Source organism: Caballeronia eucalypticola (assembly GCF_047608185.1).
Classification (GTDB): domain Bacteria; phylum Pseudomonadota; class Gammaproteobacteria; order Burkholderiales; family Burkholderiaceae; genus Caballeronia.
Genome location: NZ_JBLKRU010000079.1, coordinates 1 through 23,954 on the forward strand (window position 1 = coordinate 1; position 23,954 = coordinate 23,954).

The following is a 23,954-nucleotide window of genomic DNA, read 5'->3' on the forward strand; positions in this document are numbered from 1 at the left end:
GTTCTAGGCGGATAGCGCGGGGTGCTCTTCGGGCAGCTTCAGTCACTGGTGGCGCAGCGTGGGGTATCCGTGTTCGGAGAAAGAGGGTTTCACACATCCTAAGCTCTGGCGAGCACCGTGCTTTTGGGGCACCCATGAAATGGAACTGCACGCTGTGGACACTTAGGGTAGAGCGGTGAAAGCGTTTTCTTTGCTTCGTTTCTTTGTCGCTTTGGACAAAGAAATGACGCGCCGCCACGCGCAGTGGCTAATAGTGATAAAGAAAACAGCCAACGCATAACGCGCAAAGACCTGGAAAGCAGCAACCCGGCAATGACCCAGACCGCTAACGCCAGAACCTAGCACCCCGGCATTGACCCCGACCGCTAACGCAGAACACCTCCCAAGTGCCAACGACCTCCTCTTCAATTTGCCAGCGCAGCGTCGTATACTCAGGCCTCCTGTTTCCCCAAGGCTGCGCGTGGCTCGTGCCCGCGTGCGCGGCCGCGCTACGAGGCACGCATGGCAAGCCTGAACAAGACTTCCCTGACTTCCGCCGGGCGTAACCTGCTCAAAGGGGCAAACGCAGTAGCCCAAGCCCGGCGCACCCGCCGCATCGTGATCGGGCTCCTGCTCGCTGTCATCGTCATTGGCTTGCTCGGCTTTTTCGCCGCGCCGCCGCTCATCCGGCATATCGCCGAGCAACAACTCGCAGCACAACTCGATCGCCCGGTCAGCATTCAACGAATCGCGCTTAATCCCTATACGCTAAGTTTCGAAGCCGACCGCGTGCATATCGGCGAAGCGCCCGCGAACCTGGGCGCAGACGCAAAAAGCAACGATTTCATCGATATAGAACGCCTGATCATCGATCCCTCATGGTCTTCGCTGTTTCGTCTGGCGCCAATCATCAATGAACTCAAAATCGATTCACCGCGCTTTCATATCGTGCGCCTCGACGCGCAACGCTTTAATTTCTCCGATCTCATCGAAAAGTTCTCAAAGCCTTCCGCCAATCCATCCAGCAAACCAGCACGTTTCTCGGTATCGAATATTCGGGTCGAAAATGGCCGGATCGATTTCGACGATCACCTGCTTAAAACCCACCACATAATCGATCGCTGGTCGATCGGGATTCCGTTTATTGCGAATCTCGCATCGACCACGGAATTGTTCGTCACGCCGTCGCTGCAGGCACGCATCGACGGTTCGCCGCTCTCTATCCACGGGCGCACCAAGCCGTTCTCCGAGTCGCGCGAGTCGGAGATCGCGCTGCAGCTCGACGGCCTCGACATACCGCAATTAGTGTCGTACGCCCCCGCGTCGCTGCCGGTCGCAGTCAAGAGCGGACGCTTGTCGACGAATCTCGATGTAACCTTTGAACTCAGCGCCGACGCGCCCGTGGTTCGCGTCAAAGGAACCGTGGATCTCGCGGATCTGGCCGTGACGGACAAGCAGGACGCGCCGTTGTTCGCAGCGCAAACGTTGCATGTGAATGCGGCGAATCTCGAGCCGCTGCGCAATGTGTATCGGCTCGATGAAGTGCGCCTGACGCAGCCGGACGTGAAACTTTCCCGCGATAAAAACGGCGCATTCAACTTCGAAAAACTCGGCGCATCAACGCCTGCTTCAACACCTGCGCCCGCAGCCGCACCTGCTCCCGCCAGCGACGCCAAGCCTGCCGATACCGCGCAACCGCTCGACCTCGCGATCAAACATCTGGCGATTGACCAGGGCCATGTCGTCTTCGATGACCACCTGATGGCGCAATCCGCCACGCTCGGGCTGACTGCGCTGAACGTGACGCTCGACGACTTCTCCACACTCGGCAAACCCCCGGCGCGCTATACGCTGAAGACGGCCTTCGACAACGGCGGCGGCCTCGACGTATCGGGTAATTTCACGCTGCCGGGCAAGAATGCCGACGCAAAACTCGCGCTGAACGATTTGCCGCTGGCGCCGTTGCAACCCTATGTGGCGAACGCGGTGGCCGCGCGCATCACGGACGGTTCGCTCGGCGCAAACCTGCCGCTGCAAGTGGACTGGTCGAAGCCCGAACCGTCCGTCCAGGTCGGCACGGGCGATGTCACGCTCAAGTCACTGAAGCTGGTTCCGCAGTCGAATAACACGGCGCCCATCGCGCTCGGTTCGGCGCAAGCGAAGATCCGGAAAATCGATGTCGCGGCGCGCACGGCGGCGCTGGACAGCGTCGTGCTGAACGGCCTTTCCATCGATGCAAAACGCCTGAAGGACGGCAGTATCGATCTCGCCGCACTTGCCGGGCCGCACGAAACCGCGCCGGAAGCCAGCGCGACGCGCAAGGTCGAAAAGGCAAATGCGGCGGGTCCGGCATGGCGTTACCAGATCGCCCAGGTGTCGCTCAACGACAGCAGCGCCAATTTCACCGATGAATCCACGCAGCGCCCGGTCAATCTGCACATCGCGCCGTTGCAACTGAACGTCAAGCAGGTCACGGACGACCTGACGAAACCGCTGGCCATCGACGGCAAATTGACGATGAACGGCAAAGGCGCGCTGGCCGTGGCCGGCACGCTGACCGCGAAACCGCTGAGCCTCGCGCTGCACGTTGACGCCAACGCGCTCGACGCATCGGCGTTCGAGCCGTACTTCGGCAGCAACCTGAACGCAACGGTTTCGAGCGCATTGCTGAGCGCGAACGGCGACGCGTCGTTCTCGGGCGAAGGACGCGCGCTGAAGGCCGGTTACAAGGGCGACGTGTCGTTGTCGAACGTGCGGCTGATCGACCGGGTGAATTCGGATCAACTGGCCGGCTGGAAACTGCTCGGCCTGACCAAACTGAATGCCCGCTACGACGAGCGAGGCGCCGACGTCGAGGCCGCGCGCATCACGTTCGCGAATTTCTACGGCCGCGTGCTGCTCGACGCGCAAGGCAAGCTCAATCTCACCGATATCGTGGCCAAGGACAAGGGCGCGGGCACCACGCAAGCCGTGGCCGTTGCGCCCGCTGCAAAGCCTGCTCCCGAGCCCGCTGCGATTAACACTGCCGCCAGCACGGCCAACGCGCCGAAAACCGCGTCGTCACTGGCGAATCTGCGTTTTGGCCAGCTCGTGCTGCAAAACGGCCGCGTGACCTACACCGATAACTTCATCAAGCCGAATTTCACCGCGAACCTGGTTTCGATCACCGGCACGATCGGCGCATTCGGCACGCACTCGACCACGCCGGCTCCCGTCGATGTCGCCGCAAAACTGTCGGCGAACGGGCCGGTATCGATCAAAGGGGTCGTGAATCCGCTGATCGCGAAACCATCGCTGGATCTCACCGCGAGCGCGCACGACGTCGAATTGCCGAATATCTCGCCGTATTCGACCAAATATGCGGGTTATCCGATCACGAAGGGCAAGCTCAACGTCGACCTGCACTACACGCTCGCCGACGAAAAGCTCAGCGCGAACAACCATCTTTTCATCGATCAACTCACGTTCGGCGATCACGTCGACAACACCACCGCGACCAAATTGCCGGTTCGGCTTGCAGTGTCGCTGCTGAAGAATTCGAAAGGCGAGATCGACGTCAATATGCCCATTTCCGGCTCGCTTTCGGATCCGCAATTCTCGATCGGCTCGCTGGTGTGGACGGCAATCGTTCACTTGCTCGAGCGTGCGGTGACTGCGCCGTTCTCGCTGATCGCGAACGCGTTCGGCGGCAAGAATCCCGAAGAACTCGGCTACGTGGAGTTCGATCCGGGTTCGGCCACGCTGAGTGACACTTCAAAGGAGAAGCTCGACACCATCGCCAAGGCGCTGGCTGATAAACCGTCGATCACGCTGGAGATATCGGCGCGGGTCGATCCGGCGCTGGACGAACCCGGTTTGCGCGCGGCCTACGTTGACCGCCAGGTGCGGCTGGCGAAGATGCAGGACGCGAGCGAAGACAATCCGAACATTAGTCCAATGAGCACCCCCATTTCCGCAGATGAATACAGCAAGTTCCTGACGAAAGCGTATAAAAATGCGGACTTCAAAAAACCGCGCAACTTGATCGGCATGACCAAGAGCGTGCCCGACGCCGACATGAAAGCCGCACTCGCAGAGCACGCGCCGGTGGACGAGGGCGCGCTCGGTGCGTTGGCGCAGCGACGCGCGGCCGTGGTGAAACAATATTTCGATGGCAAGATCGACAGCAAGCGGATCTTCATCGTCGCGCCCCATCTGAACGCGGAGGGTATCAAGGACAAGGGTGCGCCTACGCGGGTAGACTTCGGGCTTAAGTGACGGCGAAGCGACGAGGCGACGAACACAGGTGGATTCAGGCACGCGTTTTGGATCGTGCGTACTGAAAAAGCGGAAACGGCTGCGGCAATCGGCATTCTTGCCAATCCGCGCTACACTCATTTCATGAATGCAGCGGCGCATCGCGGCGCACATGTCTGGAACGCGGAACGGCTGTAGAACAGCCACGCTGCACCGAAGCGGCTCATCGCTCGACGCAGTTTTCCAGCGGCGTTCCCGGACTCATCGCGCTTCATCGCAAGGCCGTCAAACAAGCGACAAACAAGCCGTATAAAGTAAGCGCTTTGCGCGAAGCGCCCACGGCGTTCAGGCTCTCCACACCCGAATCCAGCGCTGCACAACCTGCAGGAGAATCCCATGCTGTTGCATGATCTGGCTGACCGGTATGGCCCGGCAATCGTCTTTTTCAACGTCATGGGCGCAGCGCTCGGCCTGCCTGTTCCCGCGATGCCAACGCTGATCGTAGTGGGTGCATCGGTGGCCATGATGGGCTTCAACGGCCAGGCCCTGTGGCCCCATCTCGCGCTGATGCTCGGCATTGCCGTGCTCGGCGGGGTGCTGGGCGATCTCGTCTGGTTCCTCGGCGGCCGGCGGTACGGCGACCGCACGCTCAAGACCATCTGCAAACTGTCCTTGTCGCGCGACACCTGCGTAAAAAAGACCGAGCGCTTTTTCGGTCAGTGGGGCGTGCGCGTGTTGCTCATCGCGAAATTCATTCCGGGTTTGTCGCTGGTTTCAGTGCCGCTCGCCGGTGCAATGGGTGTGCGCACGCGCTCGTTCATTGCGCATGACGGCGGCGGCGTAGCGTTGTGGGCCGCGGTCGGACTTGCGGTGGGCGTGATCTTCGCGGCCGAACTCGACATGGTGTTCGCCATGATCGCGCGGCTCGGCAAGCAGGCGCTGCTGGTCGTGGCGGTTGCGCTGGCGTGCTACGTGGCATACCGCTACTGGCGCCGGAAGATGCTGATGAAGACGCTGGAAACGGCGCGCATTACCGTCGACGAGTTGTACTCGCTGATGGCGAACGAACCGCTGCCCGCCATCTTCGATATCCGCTCGGCCGAGAAACGCGTGCTCGATCCTTTCGTGATTCCAGGCTCCGTTTTCGCCGATGAACGCGAATTGCAGAAGATCGTGGAAAGTTATCAGCCGGATCAGAAGATCATCATTTATTGCTCGTGTCCGAACGAGGTATCGGCGGCATGGATGGCCAAGGCACTCCGCAATGCGGGTTTCAAGGACGTCGTGCCGCTGACCGGCGGCCTCGACGCCTGGCGTCTCGCCGGTCTCGACCTCAAGCCGCTGACTGACTTCGGCGGCGCGCGCGAGGATCTGGGCGAAATGGCCGCCATGTGCCCGTGGCCCGCGAAAGCGCCGGCCGCCGGCAAAGGCGCGCTGCATGACGCCGTCTACCTGCACGGAGATCGCCACGCATGAGTACCACGCCCGAAGGGATCAACGAAGTGCCTAACCATGGCCGCGGCCAACCGGAATGGCGCGATAGTCCACCGGCTGCGTCGGAAAACCTCAACTCGATCACGAACGACACCGCCGCCGCGGCGCCGGCCGACGCCGCGGCCGACGCCCCGTTCTCGCCGCTGCAAAGCCGCAAGCACCAGATGTACCCGTATCTCACGGTCGAGGAAATCGACCGCATGCGGCGCTTCGGCACCGTGCAGTACTGGCGCGCAGGCGAATTGATGTTCGAAGTCGGCGTGCCCGGCCCGGGCATGTTCGTGCTGCTGAACGGCCGCGTGCGGGTGACGCGGCGCGACGGACTCGGCCACGTGCATCTGGTAACGGAGGCGGACCCCGGGCAATACCTGGCGGAAGTCGGCCAGTTATCCGGCAAGCCTGCATTGGTCGATGGTCACGCAATCGAAGATGTGGAAGCCATCCTGATCGCGCCCGAACGCCTGCGCGCGCTGCTGGTGGCGGAAGCGGAACTCGGCGAACGGATCATGCGCTCGCTGATCCTGCGTCGCGTCGGGTTGATCGAAAAAGGCAGCGGGCCGATTCTGGTGGGCCAGTCGGACGATGGCCGGCTGGTATCGCTGCAAGGATTTTTGAGCCGTAACGGTTATCCGCACACGGTGATCGACGCGTGTACCGATCCCGAAGCCATTGCGTTGCTCGAACGGATCTCGACATCGAAGGCGGATTTCCCGCTGGTCATCTGTCCTGACGGCACGGTCATGCGCGCGCCCGATGAAAATCAGCTCGCGTCGCAACTCGGCTGGCTGCCGGAATTCGACCCTGCGCATATCTACGATGTCGCCGTCGTCGGCGCCGGACCGGCTGGATTGGCGACGGCCGTGTATGCGGCGTCCGAGGGGTTGTCGGTAGCGGTATTCGATTGCCGCGCGCCCGGCGGCCAGGCCGGCGCGAGTTCGCGGATCGAAAATTATCTCGGCTTTCCGACCGGCATCTCCGGCCAGGCGTTGGCGGGACGCGCGTTCGTGCAGGCGCAAAAGTTCGGCGCGCACATCGCCATTCCGACGGAGATCAAGGCGCTGCACTGCAACTGCATGCCGATCCAGATCGAGCTGATGAACGGGCAGCGCGTGAGCTCGCATACGGTTGTGATCGCGACCGGCGCGGCTTATCGGCGGCCGGACATTCTCGGGCTCGATAAATTCGAAGGGCACGGCACGTATTACTGGGCGTCGCCAGTCGAAGGGAAGCTCTGCAAGGGCTCGGAAGTCGTGCTGGTGGGCGGCGGCAACTCAGCGGGCCAGGCGGTGGTGTATCTCGCCTCGCATGCAGCGCGCGTGCATCTGCTGATCCGCGGGCCGGGGCTCGAACTCAGCATGTCGAGGTATTTGATCGACCGGATCGCGGCATTGCCGAACGTGACGGTGCATACACGCACGCAGATCGAGTCGCTGGAAGGCGATGGCCGGACGCTCGCCGCCGTGCACTGCAAGACGCCTGACGGTCCGCTCACGCTCGATGTGCGGCACCTGTTCCTCTTCACGGGCGCCAACCCGAACACGGCGTGGCTGCGCGACTGCAATGTCAACACGGACGCCAAGGGATTCGTGCTGACGGGGCCGGCTGCCCACGGCGGCCACGCCGAAGGCTCGACCTCGCTGGAAACCAGCGTGCCGGGCGTGTTTGCCATTGGCGATGTGCGCTCGGCATCCACGAAACGGGTGGCGGCGGCGGTGGGCGAGGGCGCGGCGGTTGTATCGCAGATTCACGGCCTGCTGGCCGAGCGTCAGGAGCTGGCGCTCAAGGCCGGCGCGTAGGAGCAGGCGGGGCGGAATGCGGGGTGGAATGCGGCAGGGCGGCGAATCGAAGCGTGAATTCGATCCAGCCGTCCGCTGAACAACTCACCGACGCCGAGCCGCCGTGCAGCCGCATGATCGCCTGCACAATAGACAATCCCAGGCCGCTCGATTCCGTGAACTCGCTGCGGGCCGCATCGCCGCGATAGAACCGGTCGAACAGGCGCGCGAGATCGTCGGGCGCGACCGGCCTGCCCTGGTTACCAATGACGATAAGTGCGCCTCGTGCATCTTCACTGCCGGTCAGCCGGATCGTGGTGCCGGCTTCGGCATAACGCACCGCGTTGACCACCACGTTGCTGATCGCGCGCCGGGACATGATTGCGTTCGCCCACATCTGACCCTCGGCATGCACTTCGAAGCTGAGATTGCGTTCGTCCGCGAGTCCTTCGAAATACGTCGCAATGGTTTCCAGCTGTTCGCGAATGTTCAGCGGCGTGCGCTCTATGTCCTGCCGCTCGTGATCCGCCTGCGCGAGAAACAGGATGTTCTGCGCAATGCGCCCGAGCCGCTCCAGCTCCTCCAGATTCGACTCCAGCACGCTCTTGTATTCGCTCTCGCTGCGCGTATGCGCGAGCGTGACCTGCGTTTGTCCGATCAGCACACCGATCGGCGTGCGTACCTCGTGCGCCAGATCCGCGGAGAATTGCAGCAGCCGTTCATAACCGGTTGCGAGTCGGTCGAGCATGGCGTTGAACGACATCGCCAGGCTCTGCAGTTCGGTCGGCGTATTTTCGATATCGAGTCTCGCGGACAAGGTGTCGGGCGTGATCCCGGCGACCCTGTCGGCCATTTTTCGCAGCGGCGCAAGGCCACGGCTCGATACCCACCACGCGAGCAGCGCGGTAATCAGCACCGCGCTCACCACCGTGATCCAGACACGCAGGAGATACGTCGACAGCACGCGCGCTTCCTGGGTCATCACGTGCGCCGCGATAATCTCGATGACTTCGCCGCTGTCGCCTACGCGCGCTTGCGCCGCGACCCAACGCATGCGCACGCCGTCCCGGCGCGTGCCTTCATACAGCGCCTCGAGGCCCACCGCGCGTTGCACCGGCACCGGAACGAGCGGTGGCAACGGCATGTTTTCCGGGTTCACGCTGATGAACGGCGGGAGGCCTGGCCGCTGGAAAATGATGACGTCCTGACTGTCGCCGAGCATGGTCTCGAAGAGCTTGGGCCGCGCTTCGATTTCCTTGATCGTGTAGAGATCGTGCAGCAGCGAGCGAAAATGTTCGACGCGTCCGATCAACTGATAGTCAGCGCGCGTGGACAGCGTGGCGCTGGTCGCGTGATACAGCGATCCTCCGACCATGCTGACCACCACGCACACGATCAGCGCGAACAGGCAAGTGATACGCAGGACCAGCGACCGCGACCGCCATAGCGGACTCAATGCGAGTCCCCGGATGCACCGAACGAGTATCCGATGCTGCGCACTGTGTGGATCAGCTTGATATCGAAGGGCTGATCGAGCTTTGCGCGCAGGCGTTTGATGGCGACATCGACCACGTTGGTATCGCTGTCGAAATTCATGTCCCACACTTCCGATGCAATCAAGGTCCGCGACAATGCTTCGCCCTGTCGCTTGCAGAAGAGATGGAGCAGCGCGAATTCCTTGTTCGTCAACGCGATGTCCGTGCCTTGGCGCGTCACGCGGCGGCGCAGGACATCGACGTGAAGATCCGCGACCTGGAATACATCTGATTCGCGCGTGACCCCGCGTCGCAGCAATGTACGGATGCGTAGAACAAGTTCGGTGAATGAGAAGGGCTTGACGAGGTAATCGTCCGCGCCCAGTTCGAGGCCGTGAATACGGTCCCGGACGTGATCGCGCGCGGTCAGGAAGATGACCGGCAAGTCACGCTTCGCGCGCAACGCCTGCATGATTTGCCAGCCGTCGAGACCGGGCAACATCACGTCGAGCACAATCAGCTCGTAAGGGTGTGCGAGCGCCTGATGGAGGCCATCGGCGCCATTGCGGATCAGGTCGACCTGATACCCGGACTCCGTAAGCCCCTTCTTCAGATAGTCGCCGGTCTTGCGGTCGTCTTCTATAACCAGGATGGTCATGCTGCGTGCGCTTGGCTTGTAGGTTTAGCGTCAGAAATATGACCTATTCTATCCACCTGCCTCGGCGCCGGGAAAAGATGACAAAAAAGTCATTAACCCGTCATGCGCAGATCAGCGTGCGGTCGCTAAGATGCAAATCAGACGAGGCCTTCGCGCGTAACACCCGGCGGCGTGGCCACGGGTTTATCCCATGTACTTATCAAGTCCCCGAATCCCCGAATCACAGTATCTTCGCACCCCGTTCGATCCATCCACCACGAGGCGAGCTTGAATTCACCTTCGACTCAACTTTCGACTCCCGCCATCACCCAGCCCGGCTGGGTTCGCATCACGCACTGGATCAACGCGCTGGCGGTCGTGGTCATGGTGACGAGCGGCTGGCAGGTCTACAACGCATCGCCCATTTTCCCTTCGATCGTCTTTCCCTCAAGCATCACGTTAGGCGGATGGCTGGGCGGCGCGTTGCTGTGGCACTTCGCAGCAATGTGGGTGCTGGTCGCAAACTTCCTGGTGTATGTGGGACTGAACATTATCTCCGGACGGTTTCGCCGCAAGCTCTTTCCGCTCAGCATCAAAAGTCTCTTCGGCGATCTGCGCGCCGCGCTGACCGGCAAACTCAAGCATGACGATCTTACGCACTACAACGCCGTGCAGAAGGCTGCGTATCTCGCGGTGATCGTGGATATCGTCGTCGTTATCCTGTCGGGTCTTGCGGTCTGGAAGTCGGTGCAATTCCCGTGGCTGCGCGACCTCATGGGCGGCTATGACAACGCCCGCGTCGTCCACTTCTTCGCGATGAGTTTCCTGGTGGCGTTTTTCGTATTGCACGTGGTGATGGTCGCGCTCGTTCCACGCTCGTTGTTGCTGATGATCCGGGGCCGCTGAACCATGCTGAACAGAAAGAGCGAACTCATTGCGTCGAATCTCGATGTCGACAACATCCTCAAGGATGCGCGCAATGAACTGAAGGCGCCGGCGCGGCGTTTGTTCGGCAAGCGCATCTTGTCGCTTGGCGGTCTCATGATGCTGTCGGGCTGCAATATTTCCGACGATAAATCCGTGAACACCGTGCTGCGGACCATGTCGCGTTTCAACGACGACGCGCAAGCGTTTCTCTTCGACCCGAACAAGCTCGCGCCGACCTATCCCGAGTCGATGATCACGCGGCCGTTCCCGTTCAACGCGTTCTACGACATAGACGATGTCCCTGTCGTCGATGCAGCTACCTACAAGCTGTCGGTCGGTGGACTCGTGAAGGGCAAGAACGTCTGGACGCTTGAAGAACTGCACGCGTTGCCGCAGGAAAGTCAGGTGACGCGGCACATCTGCATTGAAGGATGGAGCGCGATTGGCAAGTGGGGCGGCGTGCGTTTCGCCGATTTTCTCAAGCGTTCCGGCGCCGACACCACGGCCAAATACGTAGCGTTCCACTGCGCGGATAACTATTCAACCAGCATCGACATGCCGACTGCGCTGCATGCGCAGACGCTCTTGACGCTGACGTACGACGGCCAGGTTTTGCCGCCGAAATACGGCTTCCCGATGAAGCTGCGCATGCCGACGAAACTCGGCTACAAGAACCCGAAGCACATTGTCGCGATTACTGTGACGAACGAATATCCCGGCGGTTATTGGGAGAACCAGGGATACAACTGGTTCGGCGGTGCCTGAATTTTCTCGCGTTACATATTAAAACTGGAGCCTCCATGTCTATTGCCTCATCTACTTCTTTGCGTTTGAAACTCGGTGTATCGGTTGCTGCGCTCGCATTTGCGGGCGTCGCGTTTGCCCAGGCGCCGGCGGCTAAACCAGCGCGTATTCGTGGCGATATCGTGTCGTTGTCCGGCGATACGCTGACCGTGCATCGTCGCAGCGGCGACACCGTGACCATCGACATGAAGCAGGACACGCCCGTCACGGCCGTGAAGAACATCAAGCTCTCCGACATCAAGACCGGCTCGTTTATCGGCACGGCAGCAACCACCGGTACCGACGGCAAGATGACGGCGACCGAAGTGCTGGTGTTCCCGGAAGCGGCACGCGGATCGGGTGAAGGCCACTATGCGTGGGACCTCTCGCCGAACAGCACGATGACGAATGCAAACGTCGATCAGATCGTGACGGGCACGAACGGCCGTGATCTGAAGCTGTCGTACAAGGGCGGCAGCAACACGGTGACGGTGCCGGACGGCGTGCCTGTAGTGACGTTCGCGCCGGCTGCGCGCACGGATCTTGTTGCGGGCAAGAAGGTGTTTATCGTTGCGTCGCCGGTGAGCGGCACCGAGTTTGCGGCTTCGCGCGTAGTGGTTGAGAAGGATGGCGTTGCGCCGCCGATGTAATGACGCGCTAAGGCGTTATGTCGCTCCCGGCGCTGCCAACAAATCTTCGATCTTCACCGGGAGATCGCGCACGCGTACCCCCGTCGCGTGATAGACGGCATTGGTAATGGCAGGCGCGATGCCTGCCATGCCGATCTCTCCGATCCCTCGTGCACCCAGCGGATTCAGCGCGAAATCCGGATAGTCCAGAAATGTCACGTCCATCTTGGGTGAGTCGGCGTGCGTGGTCATCACGTAGTCGGCGAGGTTGCGGTTGAGCGGCGCGCCTGAACGCGAGTCGTAGTGCGTCTCCTCGAACAGCGCCATACCCACGCCCATCACAATTGCCCCTTCGATCTGATTCCGGCCCGTGCGCGTATTGATGATCTTGCCAGCATCGATCACGCTTACCACCCGGCTCACGCGCAACCGTGCAGTTTCCGGTTGCCACGTGACTTCGATAAAGTGCGCGCAATACGAGTGAATCGACACTTTGTTCGCGTCGGCATCTGCCCCGCTCGCACCGGAACGACCCCTGCCCAAAACGATGCTGACCTGCGCAGGCGCGAGGATCCGCTCGAATGGCACACCCGCTCCGGGCGATGTCCCTTTGCGATAAACCATGCCTTGTTCGAAGCCCAGCACGTCCACTGACTGTCCCTTGAAGGGCGAGTTGTCCGCTCCAGCGGCCGTCGCAAGAAGCTGCTGGACAGCAGCCTGAGTGGCCTGCGTCACGGCTGGAACCAGTGACGCGGTCACCATCGAGCCACCGGACAATGGTCCCGGCGGCAAACGGGTATCGCCGATCACCACGGCAATCCTGTTGAGCGCGATACCGGTCAGATTGGCGACCATCTGGCCGAGGATTGTGTAGGTACCCGTACCAATATCCTGAGTCGCCGTCGCGACGCGAGCGGTCCCATCGGCATGCAGTTCGACGATGGCTTCCGCCGGCAATCGCCTTGCGGCCCACGAACCCGCTGCCATTCCCCAACCAACCACGAGGCCGTCGCGGCGCATCGAACCAACGCTTGCAGTTCGGTTCGACCACCCGAACTTGTCAGCGCCAACAGTAAGGCACTCCTTCAGGTGTCGCGACGAGAACGGCACGTTGCGGCTTTCGTCCGTGGCGGGCTCGTTGATCAGCCGCAGCTGGAGCGGATCGACGTTGAGCTTGATGGCGAGTTCGTCGACGGCCGACTCGATCGCGAACAGGCCGGGCACCGCGCCTGGACCACGCATCGACGTGCTGGGCGCAATGTCTCGTCGCGCGAGGGCGGCGGTGACGCGCAGGTTAGGCGAGCTGTACAGGTAACCAGACGTCTCTCCGCAATTTTCCTTGCGCGTTTCCCGGCGAGCCGTCTGATAGACATAGTCATGCTGAAACGAAGTTAAGCGACCGTCGGGGGTTGTCGACAAACGCATGCGCTGCTGCGTGCTGGTCCGATGGCCGACGTTATGAAACATCATCTCGCGGGTCACCACCAGCTTGACGGGACGTTGAAGATTGCGCGCCGCAGCGCCGGCGAGTAACGAGTGCGACCATGGAAACAGTTTGCCGCCGAACCCGGAACCAAGGTATTTCATGATCACGCGGACCTGGTCTTCCGACACGCCGAGCATCAACGCCATGACCTGTCGCTGATTCACAATCGATTGCGATGTTTCGTAGAACGTATAGTTGGTTCCATCGAAGGCAGCGACGGTCGCGTGCAATTCGATCGGGCTATGCGTTTCAATTGGCGTGGTATAGGTCTGGTCGAGCTTGAGCGCATCGGGGGCGTTGGCAAAGGAGGTGTCAGCGTCGCCTCGCTGGGTATCGACTGAAGGCTTCTCTTCCGCTGACATCTCTGTGCGCACGTCGGGTTGACTCGTCGAATAACTTACCTTCACCGCACCGGACGCCGCGGTCGCCTGCTCGAAGGTGTCGGCTACTACCACGGCAATGTACTGGCCGTAGTAGTAGACGATGTCATCTTCGAACGGCGGCCGTTTCTCATCGATTCTCGCCTCCGATGCAAAGCCAACACGATAAAACTTGCCGATGTTCTCGCGCGTGTAGACCATCTTAACGCCGGGCATTTTCGCGGCAGCAGCGGTGTCGAGCCGCGTCACGCGTCCCTTGCCGATGGTCGCGCAAACGGGCACGGCGTAGAGCATCCCGGGCAAGGAGAAGTCCGATGTGTATGGCGCGAGGCCGCTCACCTTGAGCGGGGCATCGATTCGTTGGAAGTCGCCGCCGATCAATGGCTGCGCTTTCTTTGAAGCTACCTGCATGGTGTTCTCCGCGAATTGGCGTTATGCAATCAGGCAGTCCGGGTGGCAAGCGTGAGTGCGTGCTGAATGCAGCGCTTCGCCAGTTCGACCTTGAAGCCATTCTGGCTTTGCGGCCGGGCTGTCTGAAGCGCGGCTTCGGCTGCCGCACGAAACGCGGTGGCATCGGGTGAGCGCCCGAGAAGGGCCGCTTCCGCCTCGTGCGAACGCCATGGCTTCACGCCCACGCCGCCCATCGCGATCCTGACGTGATCGATCCTGCCCGACGACACAGTCAACACAACTGCCGCCGACGCCAACGCAAACTCGTACGACGCGCGATCGCGCAGCTTCAGGTAGACGCTATGACTACCAGGCATGGGCGCGGGGAGCGTCACGTGAGTGATCAGTTCGCCGGCATTGAGCGATGTTTCGCGTTCGGGCGTCGTACCGGGTAACAGGAAAAAGTCGTCAATGCCGATGCTTCGTTTGCCCTGCGCACTTTCGACGTGGACGCTTGCCTCGAGCGCCGTCATGGCCACGTTCATGTCCGAAGGATTCGTCGCGATGCAGTGTTCGCTTGTCCCCAGGATGGCGAGATTACGGTTGAAGCCGCCGATTGCGGAACACCCGCTGCCCGGCTCGCGCTTGTTGCATGGGGTATTCGTATCGCGGAAATAGACGCAACGCGTGCGTTGCAGCAGGTTGCCGCCGGTCGTCGCCATATTGCGCAATTGCGCCGACGCACCCGACAGCAACGCCTGCGACAGCACGGGATAGCGCGTCTTGATCAACAGATGATTCGCGAGATCGGCATTGCGCACCGTCGCGCCTATCGTGACACCGCCGTTGTCGAGTGTTTCGACTTTATCGAGCGGCAGGCGATGGATGTCGATGACTTGCGCCGGGCGCTCCACGTCGAGCTTCATCAGGTCGAGGAGGGTCGTGCCTCCGGCCAGAAAGCGTATTGATGGCGTGCCTGGTTGGCTCGCTGCATTGGCCTGCGCCGTTGCCATGTCGAGCGCCTGTTTGACGTCGGCAGCGCGCTTGAGTTGGAAGTGTTCCATTCGTTCGCTCCGTTTAAGCTTTTTGGCGAACTTGCTGGATCGCGGTCACGATATTCGAATAGGCGCCGCAGCGGCAGATATTCCCGCTCATCGCTTCCTTGACGTCCTCGTCGCTGTGGCCGTAGGGCTCCTTGAGCAGCGCGACGGCGGACATGATCTGTCCCGACGTACAGTAGCCGCATTGAAAGCCGTCGTGCTCGACGAAGGCGGCCTGCATCGGATGCAGGTTGCCCGGCCGTCCAATGCCTTCGATCGTGATGATCATTTCGCCCTCGTGAGTGGCCGCAAGGCTCAGGCACGAATTCACGCGCCTGCCGTCCACATGGACCGTGCACGCGCCGCACTGACCGTGGTCGCAGCCCTTCTTGGTGCCGGTGAGGCGCAGATGTTCGCGCACGCAATCGAGTAGCGTCGTGCGTGGATCGATATCCAGTTCGTGGAGCGTGCCATTGACGTTCAATTGCACATGAACGTTGCCACTGTCCGCTGGCGCATCGTCTTGGCTTGCATCGTTGGAATCTGCGAGCGCAAGCGAATGAAGTTGCCCGGTGCCCACGGCAACGCCTGCCGCGCCCACGCGCGTCAAAAAGGAGCGGCGCGTCACGCGCTCGAAGAGGGTCGCCGGCTCGTCGTCAGTCGCGTCCGGTTGCTGAGGCTTGTCGTTCATGAGTCGAATTCCCGTTGATGCATGGATAGAAGACGACCGACATCGCATCGTCTCGGCATTCGATACTCATCATAGGCCACCCGCCGTGGCGTCAAGATGGCCGCGAGATGGCGGGAAGATGGCACGCGGTTCTGGGCCGTGAGTGCCGTTCGTTTCTACTCAGGTTTATCCAGCACTTCCACCGTCGCGATCAGGTCCCCGAAATCCTGTACCAGCAGGTTCAGCACGAATGCCAGCACGGTGTGTTTCTCTATCGTTTCACATGCGTTGTGTGATGCCGTTCTAAGCTTTTCGAACGACGCACGCGCGAGCAGGACGTTCTCATCCTGATGGCCTCGATCGGCATCGAGCGTGGCGGCTAACGTTCTGGCCGCGTCGGCAAACGCATCGGCGGCTACGTTCAGCGCGTCGCGATGGGTCTCACTTAGCTCCGCGCTCAGCCCAACGAGGTGCGGATCGCCGGTGCAAGCCTTCCCCAGGAACAGCGCGTCCCGATGCAGCCGGGTCAGCATGGGCGCCACCTTGTCGACCACGTCCCCGCGCGTGCGTTTCACCGGCACGATGATGTGCTCACGCCCCGCTTCGGTAATAGCCTCGTCGAGTGCCTTTTCGGCGACGGCAGAGCGCTGATGAAGGCGCTCGGCTTCGTCCGCGTCATCGGGCTTGCGCAGGGTCAGCGTGATCAAATCGCCCAACGCAAGGACGATTTCGCTCGCGCGGTCGTGGGCCGCATTGATCGCACGATTCGGCATCATGAATGCGACGAGGAGCGCGGAGCCTCCCCCAATCAGGATTTCGAGCACACGGTCAATCGGACGTTCGAACGGGGAGCCCATTCCGCTCGCCGGAACCAGCACAACGACGACGAGCGTCACGCAGGCGAGCCGGAGGGTCGGCCGCCAGGCGGCCAGTGCTGCGAGCGGCAAGATTGCAATGGCGAACACGATGAGCGGCGGCGCGCCGCGCAGGATGGCGAACAAACCGACGACACCGACCACGCCGCCCGTCACCGCCCCAATGATCTGGTCGCGGCCCGTGTTCAGCGCCTGGTTGAGACTGGGCTGCGTGACGACAATCAGGGTGGTGATAACCGCCCAGTAAAGCTCGGGGAGCGTGGCGAGTTTAGCGACGCCGTAACTCAGCACGCAACTGATAAGCGTGCGGGCGAAGCGCCGGAGTTCGGGCGTGTAGGTGAGTTTGTTTGTGAGCACTAGCTGGTTATTGGCTGAATTTTGTCGGGTTGTCTGGCTCGGGGTTTGGCGGTTTTGGTGGGCGCAATCTCCGAAGGCTGCCATCGGCCGGAGCGGTCAGTTTAAATTCAAACCGATGGAAATATCCGACGTGAAGCTGCCCGCGGCTGTCCACGACGGCCGGGAGTAGCGTCGCCATTCGCCGTTGCGAGCAAAACCTGTGTGATCGCGTTACCATCAATGGTTAATTCGCCGGGTTTGAGGTGTCAAGAACGTTGGAATGTTGGACTGTTGAGTCAACCCCGGCGGCAGTTTCCCCGATAACCATGACCATCACGAACATCAGGAGCCAAGCATGAGCGAAAGCACTTTATCTCGTCAGTATCCGAGCACGCAGTTGTATATCGACGGCGCATGGCGTGCGGGCAGCCGCGACACCGCCGTGGTCAATCCTGCGACGGAAGCTGAAATCGGCCGCCTCTCGCTGGCCGGCGAACAACAACTCGCTGAAGCCGCCGAAGCCGCTGGACGCGGTTTTGCGGCGTGGCGCAAGGTATCGGCATTTGATCGCAGCAAGCTCATGCGCCGTGCCGCGCAGAACCTGCGCGACCGCGCCGAGGAAGTGGCCGCGATCATGACCATGGAGCAGGGCAAGCCGCTGGCCGAGTCGCGCATCGAAGTGCTGGGCGCGGCGGACACCATCGACTGGTTCGCGGAAGAAGCACGCCGTACGTATGGCCGCGTGATTCCTGCGCGTGCGGGCAATGTGCGCCAGATCGTGACGCGCGAGCCGGTTGGTCCTGTCGCCGCCTTCACGCCGTGGAATTTCCCGATCAATCAGGCTGTACGCAAGGTATCGGCGGCGCTCGCCGCTGGGTGCTCGGTGGTCCTGAAAGGACCGGAAGAAACGCCGGCAAGCTGCGCGGCGCTGGTTCAGGCTTATATCGATGCAGGTTTGCCGGTTGGCGTGTTGAACCTCGTGTTTGGTGTTCCCGCCGATGTCTCGAAGTTCCTGATCGCGCATCCGCTGATCCGCAAGATCTCGTTCACGGGTTCGACGGCCGTCGGCAAGTTGCTGGCCGCGATGGCCGGCGAGCACATGAAGCGCGCCACGATGGAACTCGGCGGCCACGCCCCCGCGCTGGTTTTCGCCGACGCCGACATCCCGCGCGCCGCGAAACTTCTGGCCAGCGCCAAGTTCCGCAATGCAGGCCAGGTGTGCATTTCGCCGACGCGGTTTATCGTCGAGGAATCCGCTTACGAGGAATTCACGGAGCATTTTGTCGCGACGACGAAGAAGCTGAAGGTCGGCAATGGTCTGGAAGAAGGCGTGCAAATGGGTGCGCTCGCCAACGGCCGTCGCTTGCAAGCAATGGAACGTCTGGTGGCCGATGCGGTTGAGCAGGGTGCGAAGGTGCTGACGGGTGGCGAACGCATTGGCCGTGAAGGGTATTTCTTTGCGCCGACCGTGCTCGCGAATGTGCCGATGTCGGCTCGCATCATGACGGAAGAACCGTTCGGCCCGATTGCGCCGATCTCGACCTTCAAGTCCTACGACGAAGCTATCGTGGAAGCGAACCGTCTGCCGTACGGCCTGGCAGCGTATGCGTACACGAGGTCGAGCGCGACGTCGGCGGCAGTGGGTGAGGACATCGAAAGCGGCATGGTGTCGATCAACCACCACGGGTTGGGAATTCCGGAAACGCCGTTCGGTGGCGTGAAGGATTCGGGGTATGGCTCGGAAGGCGGCAGCGAAGCGATGGAAGCGTATTTGGTGACGAAGTTCGTGACCGAGGCGCGGTAAGACGAATAGAAGTTAGTTTCAGGTAAAAACGCGGCGTGGCCTTTGGCTGCGTCGCGTTTTTCTTTGGCGCATTCGACTATTCATCAAAGGGGTTGATTGTCCGAACACCCGTTGAAGCGAAGTGCTTCACGTTGCGTGTGGCGACTGTCAGATCGTGGATAAGCGCTGTCGCCGCAATCAACTTATCCAGCTCGTTTTCGGGATTTGGCACCCTGAGACGTCCCCAAAGTTGAGCGACGTCCGATCCAATGCTCAGCACGTTCGAGGCGGAGCCGCCTAAAACTTCGGTCAACCATGCATCCAGCGATCGTGCCTGCTTTTCATCGCCTCGGTGGCGAACGGAGTCAAGCCCGCGTCGCAATTCACCGACGGTTATTACTGAAATGTGCAAGCCGCTGTCTTCGTCGTTTGCACGGTCAAAAAAACTTCGAACGCCTCGGTTTGCTCTAGACCCCTTGCGCATCTCGCTTATTACATTGGTATCAATCAAATACACCCGGCGCCTCGTTAGTGCTTTGTACTCGTTCAAAGTCGGAGTCTTCACCGACGTTCGGCATGCTTGCCAATATCTCGGCAAAACTGCGACGCTTCGGACGACCTAACGCTTCGGCCAAAATCACCCGATGCTCCGCTTCCGCGCTACGTCCATGTGCCGCCGCTTGTTCACGAAGGCTCTGAACCACTTCATCATCTATTCCTCGTACAAGAAGACTGGCCATTGTTGCCTCCAAATTTGATGATATCAATGATATCAGTAAACAAGTTCATTGTCATGCCAACTAGCTTTACATTGCCACGTCGACGCTAGACTCGGGCGATTTCAAATCCGAAAAAAAACCCGGCCGAAGCCGGGTTCAACGTTCCCGCGTCCTGATCTCAAAAGGACACGGTCACCTGCAAAAGCTACTGCGGAAAACTCACGCTGCCAACAGCGAGCGCAGCACGAACGGCAGAATCCCGCCGTGCTTGTAGTAATCCACTTCAATCGGTGTATCGATACGCAGCAACACCGTCACACGCTGCTCGCTGCCATCCTTGCGATGGATCACGAGCGTCACTTCCTGCTGCGGCTTGATATCGGACGTGAGACCTTCCAGGTCGAACGTTTCTTCGCCCGTGATATTCAGCGACTGCACGCTGTCCGACCCCTTGAACTGCAGCGGCAATACGCCCATGCCGACCAGGTTCGAACGGTGGATCCGCTCGAAACTGCGCGCCACGACCAGCTTCACGCCAAGCAATTGCGTACCCTTCGCGGCCCAGTCACGCGATGAACCCGTGCCGTACTCTTCGCCCGCAAACACGATAGTCGGCGTGCCTTCATCGATGTATTTCATCGCTGCGTCATAGATCGACATTTCTTCGCCGCTCGGCTGGAATATCGTCAAGCCGCCTTCCACGCGCGATCCGTCTTCCTTCAGCGGGATCATCAGGTTCTTGATCCGCACGTTCGCGAAGGTGCCGCGCATCATCACGTCATGGTTGCCGCGACGCGAGCCGTAGCTGTTGAAGTCGGCCTTCTGCACGCCGTTCGCCTTCAGCCACACGCCTGCAGGTGAGCTTTCCTTGATCGAACCCGCCGGGCTGATGTGATCGGTCGTGACCGAGTCACCAAAAATGCCCAGCGGACGCGCGCCCTTGACTTCAGGAATGCTGTCGGCCGGCGTCATCGAAAAGTCCTTGCCGAAGAACGGCGGCTCAGCAATGTACGTCGACTTCGGCCAGTCATACACCTGACCCGCTTCGCCTTCAATCTTGCTCCACAAGTCGCCGGTCTTCGTGAGTTCAGCGTAGTTCTTGCGGAATGCATCGGCGTCCAGTGCGTACTTCAGCAGCGCGTTGACTTCATCGCTCGTCGGCCAGATGTCGCCCAGGAAGATGTCCTTGCCGTTCTTGCCCTTGCCGACCGGTTCCGTCATCAGGTCGACCGTCATGTTGCCAGCGATGGCATAAGCCACGACCAGCGGCGGCGATGCCAGGAAGTTGGCGCGGATGTTCGGGTGAATGCGCGCTTCGAAGTTACGGTTACCGGACAGCACGGCGGCGGCAACAATATCGTTCTTCGTGATCGCGTCGTTCAGTTCCGGCGTCAGGTCGCCCGCGTTACCAATACACGTCGTGCAGCCGTAAGCGGCCAGCGTGAAGCCGAGCTGGTCGAGGTACGTCAGCAAGTTGGTCTTCGTCAGGTACTCGGTGACGATCCGCGATCCCGGCGCCAGCGACGTCTTGATGTGCGGCGCCACGGTCAAGCCGGCTTCCACGGCCTTCTTCGCGAGCAGGCCGGCAGCCAGCAGCACGCTCGGGTTCGACGTGTTCGTGCATGACGTGATAGCGGCGATCAGGATGTCGCCGTTCTTCACATCGACCTTGTTCGTGGTCGTGTATTGCTTGTTCAGGTCGGCAGCTTTCTTGCCGAAGCCGTTCTCGCTCACAGCCGCCGAGAACAGCTCGGTGAAGTTCGACTTTACGTTGCCGATTTCGATACGGTCTTGCGGGCGCTTCGGACCTGCCAGCGAAGGCGCAACCGTGCCGAGATCGAGCGTCAGCGTCTTCGTGTAGTCAATATCACCGGCCTTCGGCACGCCGAACAGGTTCTGCGCCTTGAAATAGGCTTCGAACGCTTCAATTTCTGCGTCGGTACGGCCGGTTCCCTTGAAGTAGTCGATGGTCTTTTCATCGACGGGGAAGAAGCCCATGGTCGCGCCGTATTCCGGCGCCATGTTGCCGATGGTCGCGCGGTCCGGCAGCGACAGCGACTTCGTGCCTTCACCGAAGAACTCGACGAACTTGCCGACGACCTTCTCTTTACGCAGCATTTCGGTGACGGTTAGCACCAGGTCGGTCGCCGTCACGCCTTCGCGAATCTTGCCCTTCAGCTCGACGCCGACCACGTCCGGCGTCAGGAAATACACCGGCTGGCCGAGCATGCCGGCTTCAGCTTCAATACCGCCCACGCCCCAGCCGACCACGCCAATGCCGTTGATCATCGTCGTGTGGCTGTCCGTGCCGACGAGCGTGTCCGGGTAATACACGGTATCGCCGTCGACCGTCTTCTTGTGGACGCCACGCGCCAGATATTCCAGGTTCACCTGGTGGACGATACCCACGCCCGGGGGCACGACCTTGAACGTATCGAAGGCTTGCATGCCCCACTTCATGAACTGATAGCGCTCGTTATTGCGCTGGAATTCCAGCTTCATGTTCAGGTCGAGCGCGTCTTTCTGACGGAAGTAATCGATCTGCACCGAGTGATCGACCACCAGATCGACCGGCACGAGCGGCTCGATGGCCTTCGGGTCCTTGCCTGCGCGCTGTGCAACGCCACGCATGGCTGCTATATCGGCGAGCAGCGGCACACCGGTGAAATCCTGCAGCACGACGCGCGAGACGACGAACGGGATTTCATCGGTACGATCCGCGACCGGCTTCCAGGTCGCCAGTTGCTTGATGTGTTCTTCGCCGATCTTCTTGCCGTCGTAGTTGCGCAGCACCGATTCCAGCACGATGCGGATCGACACCGGCAGGCGTTCGATCTTGACGTTCAGCGCCTTTCCGAGTGCGGGCAACGAGTAGTACTTGCCTTTGCCGGAACCGCTGTCGAATTCCTTGAGCGTTTTGTGGAGATTGTGGGCCATGTTTTTTTTCCTTGGTTTAAACGAGGAAATACCTTCGAAACGGGTGATCTAAAAACGGGTAAAGAATCCTGACTAAATCACGTACAAATCAACGTATTCATTGACCGGCATGGCTTCGAGCGCTGCCTGATCCAGCGATACCGCGAGGATCGCCTCTTGCTGCTTGGCTGGGAAACGCCGTGCGAGGTTAACCTTGAACTTCTCAACCAGAAGCGGGATGCCGTCTTCGCGACGACGCTTGTGTCCAATCGGATATTCGACGACCACCTCGTCGAACTTGCTGCCGTCATTGAACTCAACGGTCAGCGCATTGGCGATCGAACGCTGCTCCGGATCGTGATAATCCTTCGTGAATTGCGGGTCTTCCACGCATTCCATCTTCGCGCGCAACGTATCGATACGCTGATCCTTCGCCACTGAATCTTCATAATCCGATGCGGTCAGCCGGCCATGAATCAGCGGCACGGCAACCATGTACTGGATGCAGTGATCGCGATCGGCGGGGTTATCGAGCGGACCTTTTTTATCGATGATCCGAATTGCTGCTTCGTGCGTGCGGATCGTGATCTTCTTGATGTCTTCAACCTTCTTGCCCGTTTCCGCGAGCTTCGCGTGCAAGGTCATCGCGGCTTCCACGGCGGTTTGCGAGTGGAATTCGGCCGGGAACGAAATCTTGAACAGCACGTTTTCCATTACGTACGAACCGTACGGGCGCTGGAACTTGAACTCGTTGCCCTTGAAGAGCACGTCGTAGAAGCCCCATGTTTTAGCGGTCAGAACCGATGGATAGCCCATCTCGCCGGTCTTCGCGATCAGCGCAAGGCGCACGGCGCGCGAAGTTGCATCGCCTGCGGCCCACGATTTGCGCGAGCCCGTATTCGGCGCATGCCGATACGTGCGCAGCGAATGACCATCGACGAAGGCTAGCGAAACAGCGTTGATCAACTCATCGCGCGTGAGGCCGATCATCTGACCGACGACTGCCGTTGAAGCCAGCTTCACGAGCAAAACGTGATCGAGCCCGACCTTGTTGAACGAGTTTTCCAGCGCGATACAGCCTTGAATTTCGTGCGCCTTGATCATCGCGATCAAGACGTCTTTCATCGATAGCGGCTTCTTGCCGGTAGCCACCGCGTTACGCGAAAGCCAGTCGGCCGTTGCGAGAATGCCACCGAGATTGTCCGACGGATGGCCCCATTCGGCAGCCAGCCACGTGTCGTTGAAGTCGAGCCAGCGGATCATCGCGCCAATGTTGAACGCAGCCTGAACCGGGTCGAGCTGGAAAGAGGTGCCGGGCACCTTGGCGCCGTTGGGGACTATCGTGCCGGGCACGATGGGTCCCATCAGCTTGGTGCAGGCGGGATAAGTTAGTGCTTCGAGTCCGCAGCCGAGCGTATCGATCA

General features: G+C 60.6%; 18 protein-coding genes. 8 read left to right on the forward strand and 10 right to left on the reverse strand.

Annotation, left to right across the window (positions count from 1 at the left end):
- Window positions 1–501: 501 nt before the first annotated feature.
- The 4 genes from ACMX25_RS38990 to ACMX25_RS39005 all read left to right on the forward strand — a co-directional run bounded on the left by ACMX25_RS38990 (window position 502) and on the right by ACMX25_RS39005 (window position 7,505).
- Entirely contained in the window at window positions 502–4,236 is a 3,735-nt protein-coding gene (locus ACMX25_RS38990) for a DUF748 domain-containing protein (protein WP_414955167.1), read from the forward strand.
- Between the two features lie 54 nt (window positions 4,237–4,290).
- On the forward strand, window positions 4,291–4,413 hold the full coding sequence (locus ACMX25_RS38995) for a hypothetical protein (protein ID WP_414955168.1): 123 nt from the start codon (window positions 4,291–4,293) through the stop codon (window positions 4,411–4,413).
- Between the two features lie 201 nt (window positions 4,414–4,614).
- Complete coding sequence (locus tag ACMX25_RS39000) at window positions 4,615–5,691, forward strand: DedA family protein/thiosulfate sulfurtransferase GlpE (protein WP_414955183.1); 1,077 nt, start codon at window positions 4,615–4,617, stop codon at window positions 5,689–5,691.
- Window positions 5,688–7,505, forward strand: a complete 1,818-nt coding sequence (locus tag ACMX25_RS39005) for an FAD-dependent oxidoreductase (RefSeq protein WP_414955169.1) — start codon at window positions 5,688–5,690, stop codon at window positions 7,503–7,505. The genes ACMX25_RS39000 and ACMX25_RS39005 overlap by 4 nt, the downstream gene beginning before the upstream one ends.
- On the opposite strand, the gene ACMX25_RS39010 is transcribed toward ACMX25_RS39005, so the two are convergent.
- Together ACMX25_RS39010 and ACMX25_RS39015 are read right to left on the reverse strand one after the other, a co-directional pair.
- Window positions 7,489–8,940 (reverse strand): heavy metal sensor histidine kinase, encoded by a 1,452-nt coding sequence (locus ACMX25_RS39010; protein ID WP_414955170.1) that lies wholly within the window; start codon window positions 8,938–8,940, stop codon window positions 7,489–7,491. The two genes, ACMX25_RS39005 and ACMX25_RS39010, sit on opposite strands and share 17 nt — an antisense overlap.
- Window positions 8,937–9,617: a heavy metal response regulator transcription factor gene (locus tag ACMX25_RS39015; RefSeq protein WP_414955171.1), complete on the reverse strand. Its 681-nt coding sequence runs from the start codon at window positions 9,615–9,617 to the stop codon at window positions 8,937–8,939. The genes ACMX25_RS39010 and ACMX25_RS39015 overlap by 4 nt, the downstream gene beginning before the upstream one ends.
- Before the next feature lie 267 nt (window positions 9,618–9,884).
- On the opposite strand from ACMX25_RS39015, the gene ACMX25_RS39020 reads away from it, so the two are divergent.
- From ACMX25_RS39020 to ACMX25_RS39030, 3 genes are read left to right on the forward strand one after another with little or no spacing between them, the layout of a single operon-like run.
- Entirely contained in the window at window positions 9,885–10,502 is a 618-nt protein-coding gene (locus tag ACMX25_RS39020) for a cytochrome b/b6 domain-containing protein (RefSeq protein WP_414955172.1), read from the forward strand.
- A gap of 3 nt (window positions 10,503–10,505) precedes the next feature.
- Window positions 10,506–11,288 carry a molybdopterin-dependent oxidoreductase gene (locus ACMX25_RS39025; protein WP_414955173.1) on the forward strand — a complete coding sequence of 261 codons (783 nt, stop codon included), beginning with the start codon at window positions 10,506–10,508 and terminating at the stop codon, window positions 11,286–11,288.
- 35 nt (window positions 11,289–11,323) lie between these two features.
- On the forward strand, window positions 11,324–11,956 hold the full coding sequence (locus ACMX25_RS39030; protein ID WP_414955174.1) for a hypothetical protein: 633 nt from the start codon (window positions 11,324–11,326) through the stop codon (window positions 11,954–11,956).
- A gap of 15 nt (window positions 11,957–11,971) precedes the next feature.
- Here ACMX25_RS39030 and ACMX25_RS39035 read toward each other — a convergent pair whose 3' ends face one another.
- The 4 genes from ACMX25_RS39035 to ACMX25_RS39050 all read right to left on the reverse strand — a co-directional run bounded on the left by ACMX25_RS39035 (window position 11,972) and on the right by ACMX25_RS39050 (window position 17,133).
- Window positions 11,972–14,212 (reverse strand): xanthine dehydrogenase family protein molybdopterin-binding subunit, encoded by a 2,241-nt coding sequence (locus tag ACMX25_RS39035; RefSeq protein ID WP_414955175.1) that lies wholly within the window; start codon window positions 14,210–14,212, stop codon window positions 11,972–11,974.
- 29 nt (window positions 14,213–14,241) lie between these two features.
- Complete coding sequence (locus ACMX25_RS39040) at window positions 14,242–15,255, reverse strand: FAD binding domain-containing protein (RefSeq protein WP_414955176.1); 1,014 nt, start codon at window positions 15,253–15,255, stop codon at window positions 14,242–14,244.
- A gap of 13 nt (window positions 15,256–15,268) precedes the next feature.
- On the reverse strand, window positions 15,269–15,922 hold the full coding sequence (locus tag ACMX25_RS39045; protein ID WP_414955177.1) for a 2Fe-2S iron-sulfur cluster-binding protein: 654 nt from the start codon (window positions 15,920–15,922) through the stop codon (window positions 15,269–15,271).
- Window positions 15,923–16,077: 155 nt separating this feature from the next.
- The gene (locus ACMX25_RS39050) at window positions 16,078–17,133 is read right to left on the reverse strand and encodes an FUSC family protein (RefSeq protein WP_414955178.1); all 1,056 of its coding nucleotides are present in this window, start codon (window positions 17,131–17,133) and stop codon (window positions 16,078–16,080) included.
- A gap of 334 nt (window positions 17,134–17,467) precedes the next feature.
- On the opposite strand from ACMX25_RS39050, the gene ACMX25_RS39055 reads away from it, so the two are divergent.
- Window positions 17,468–18,916 (forward strand): NAD-dependent succinate-semialdehyde dehydrogenase, encoded by a 1,449-nt coding sequence (locus tag ACMX25_RS39055; RefSeq protein ID WP_414955179.1) that lies wholly within the window; start codon window positions 17,468–17,470, stop codon window positions 18,914–18,916.
- A 76-nt stretch (window positions 18,917–18,992) separates the two neighbouring features.
- On the opposite strand, the gene ACMX25_RS39060 is transcribed toward ACMX25_RS39055, so the two are convergent.
- The 4 genes from ACMX25_RS39060 to ACMX25_RS39075 all read right to left on the reverse strand — a co-directional run.
- On the reverse strand, window positions 18,993–19,412 hold the full coding sequence (locus ACMX25_RS39060) for a type II toxin-antitoxin system VapC family toxin (protein WP_414955180.1): 420 nt from the start codon (window positions 19,410–19,412) through the stop codon (window positions 18,993–18,995).
- On the reverse strand, window positions 19,399–19,635 hold the full coding sequence (locus ACMX25_RS39065) for a FitA-like ribbon-helix-helix domain-containing protein (RefSeq protein ID WP_414955181.1): 237 nt from the start codon (window positions 19,633–19,635) through the stop codon (window positions 19,399–19,401). The genes ACMX25_RS39060 and ACMX25_RS39065 overlap by 14 nt, the downstream gene beginning before the upstream one ends.
- Before the next feature lie 198 nt (window positions 19,636–19,833).
- A complete protein-coding gene (gene acnA, locus ACMX25_RS39070; RefSeq protein WP_414955182.1) occupies window positions 19,834–22,551 on the reverse strand; it encodes an aconitate hydratase AcnA in 2,718 nt (905 codons plus the stop codon).
- Window positions 22,552–22,623: 72 nt separating this feature from the next.
- On the reverse strand, window positions 22,624–23,954 hold a 1,331-nt coding region (locus ACMX25_RS39075), incomplete at its 5' end, for a bifunctional 2-methylcitrate dehydratase/aconitate hydratase (RefSeq protein WP_414950924.1).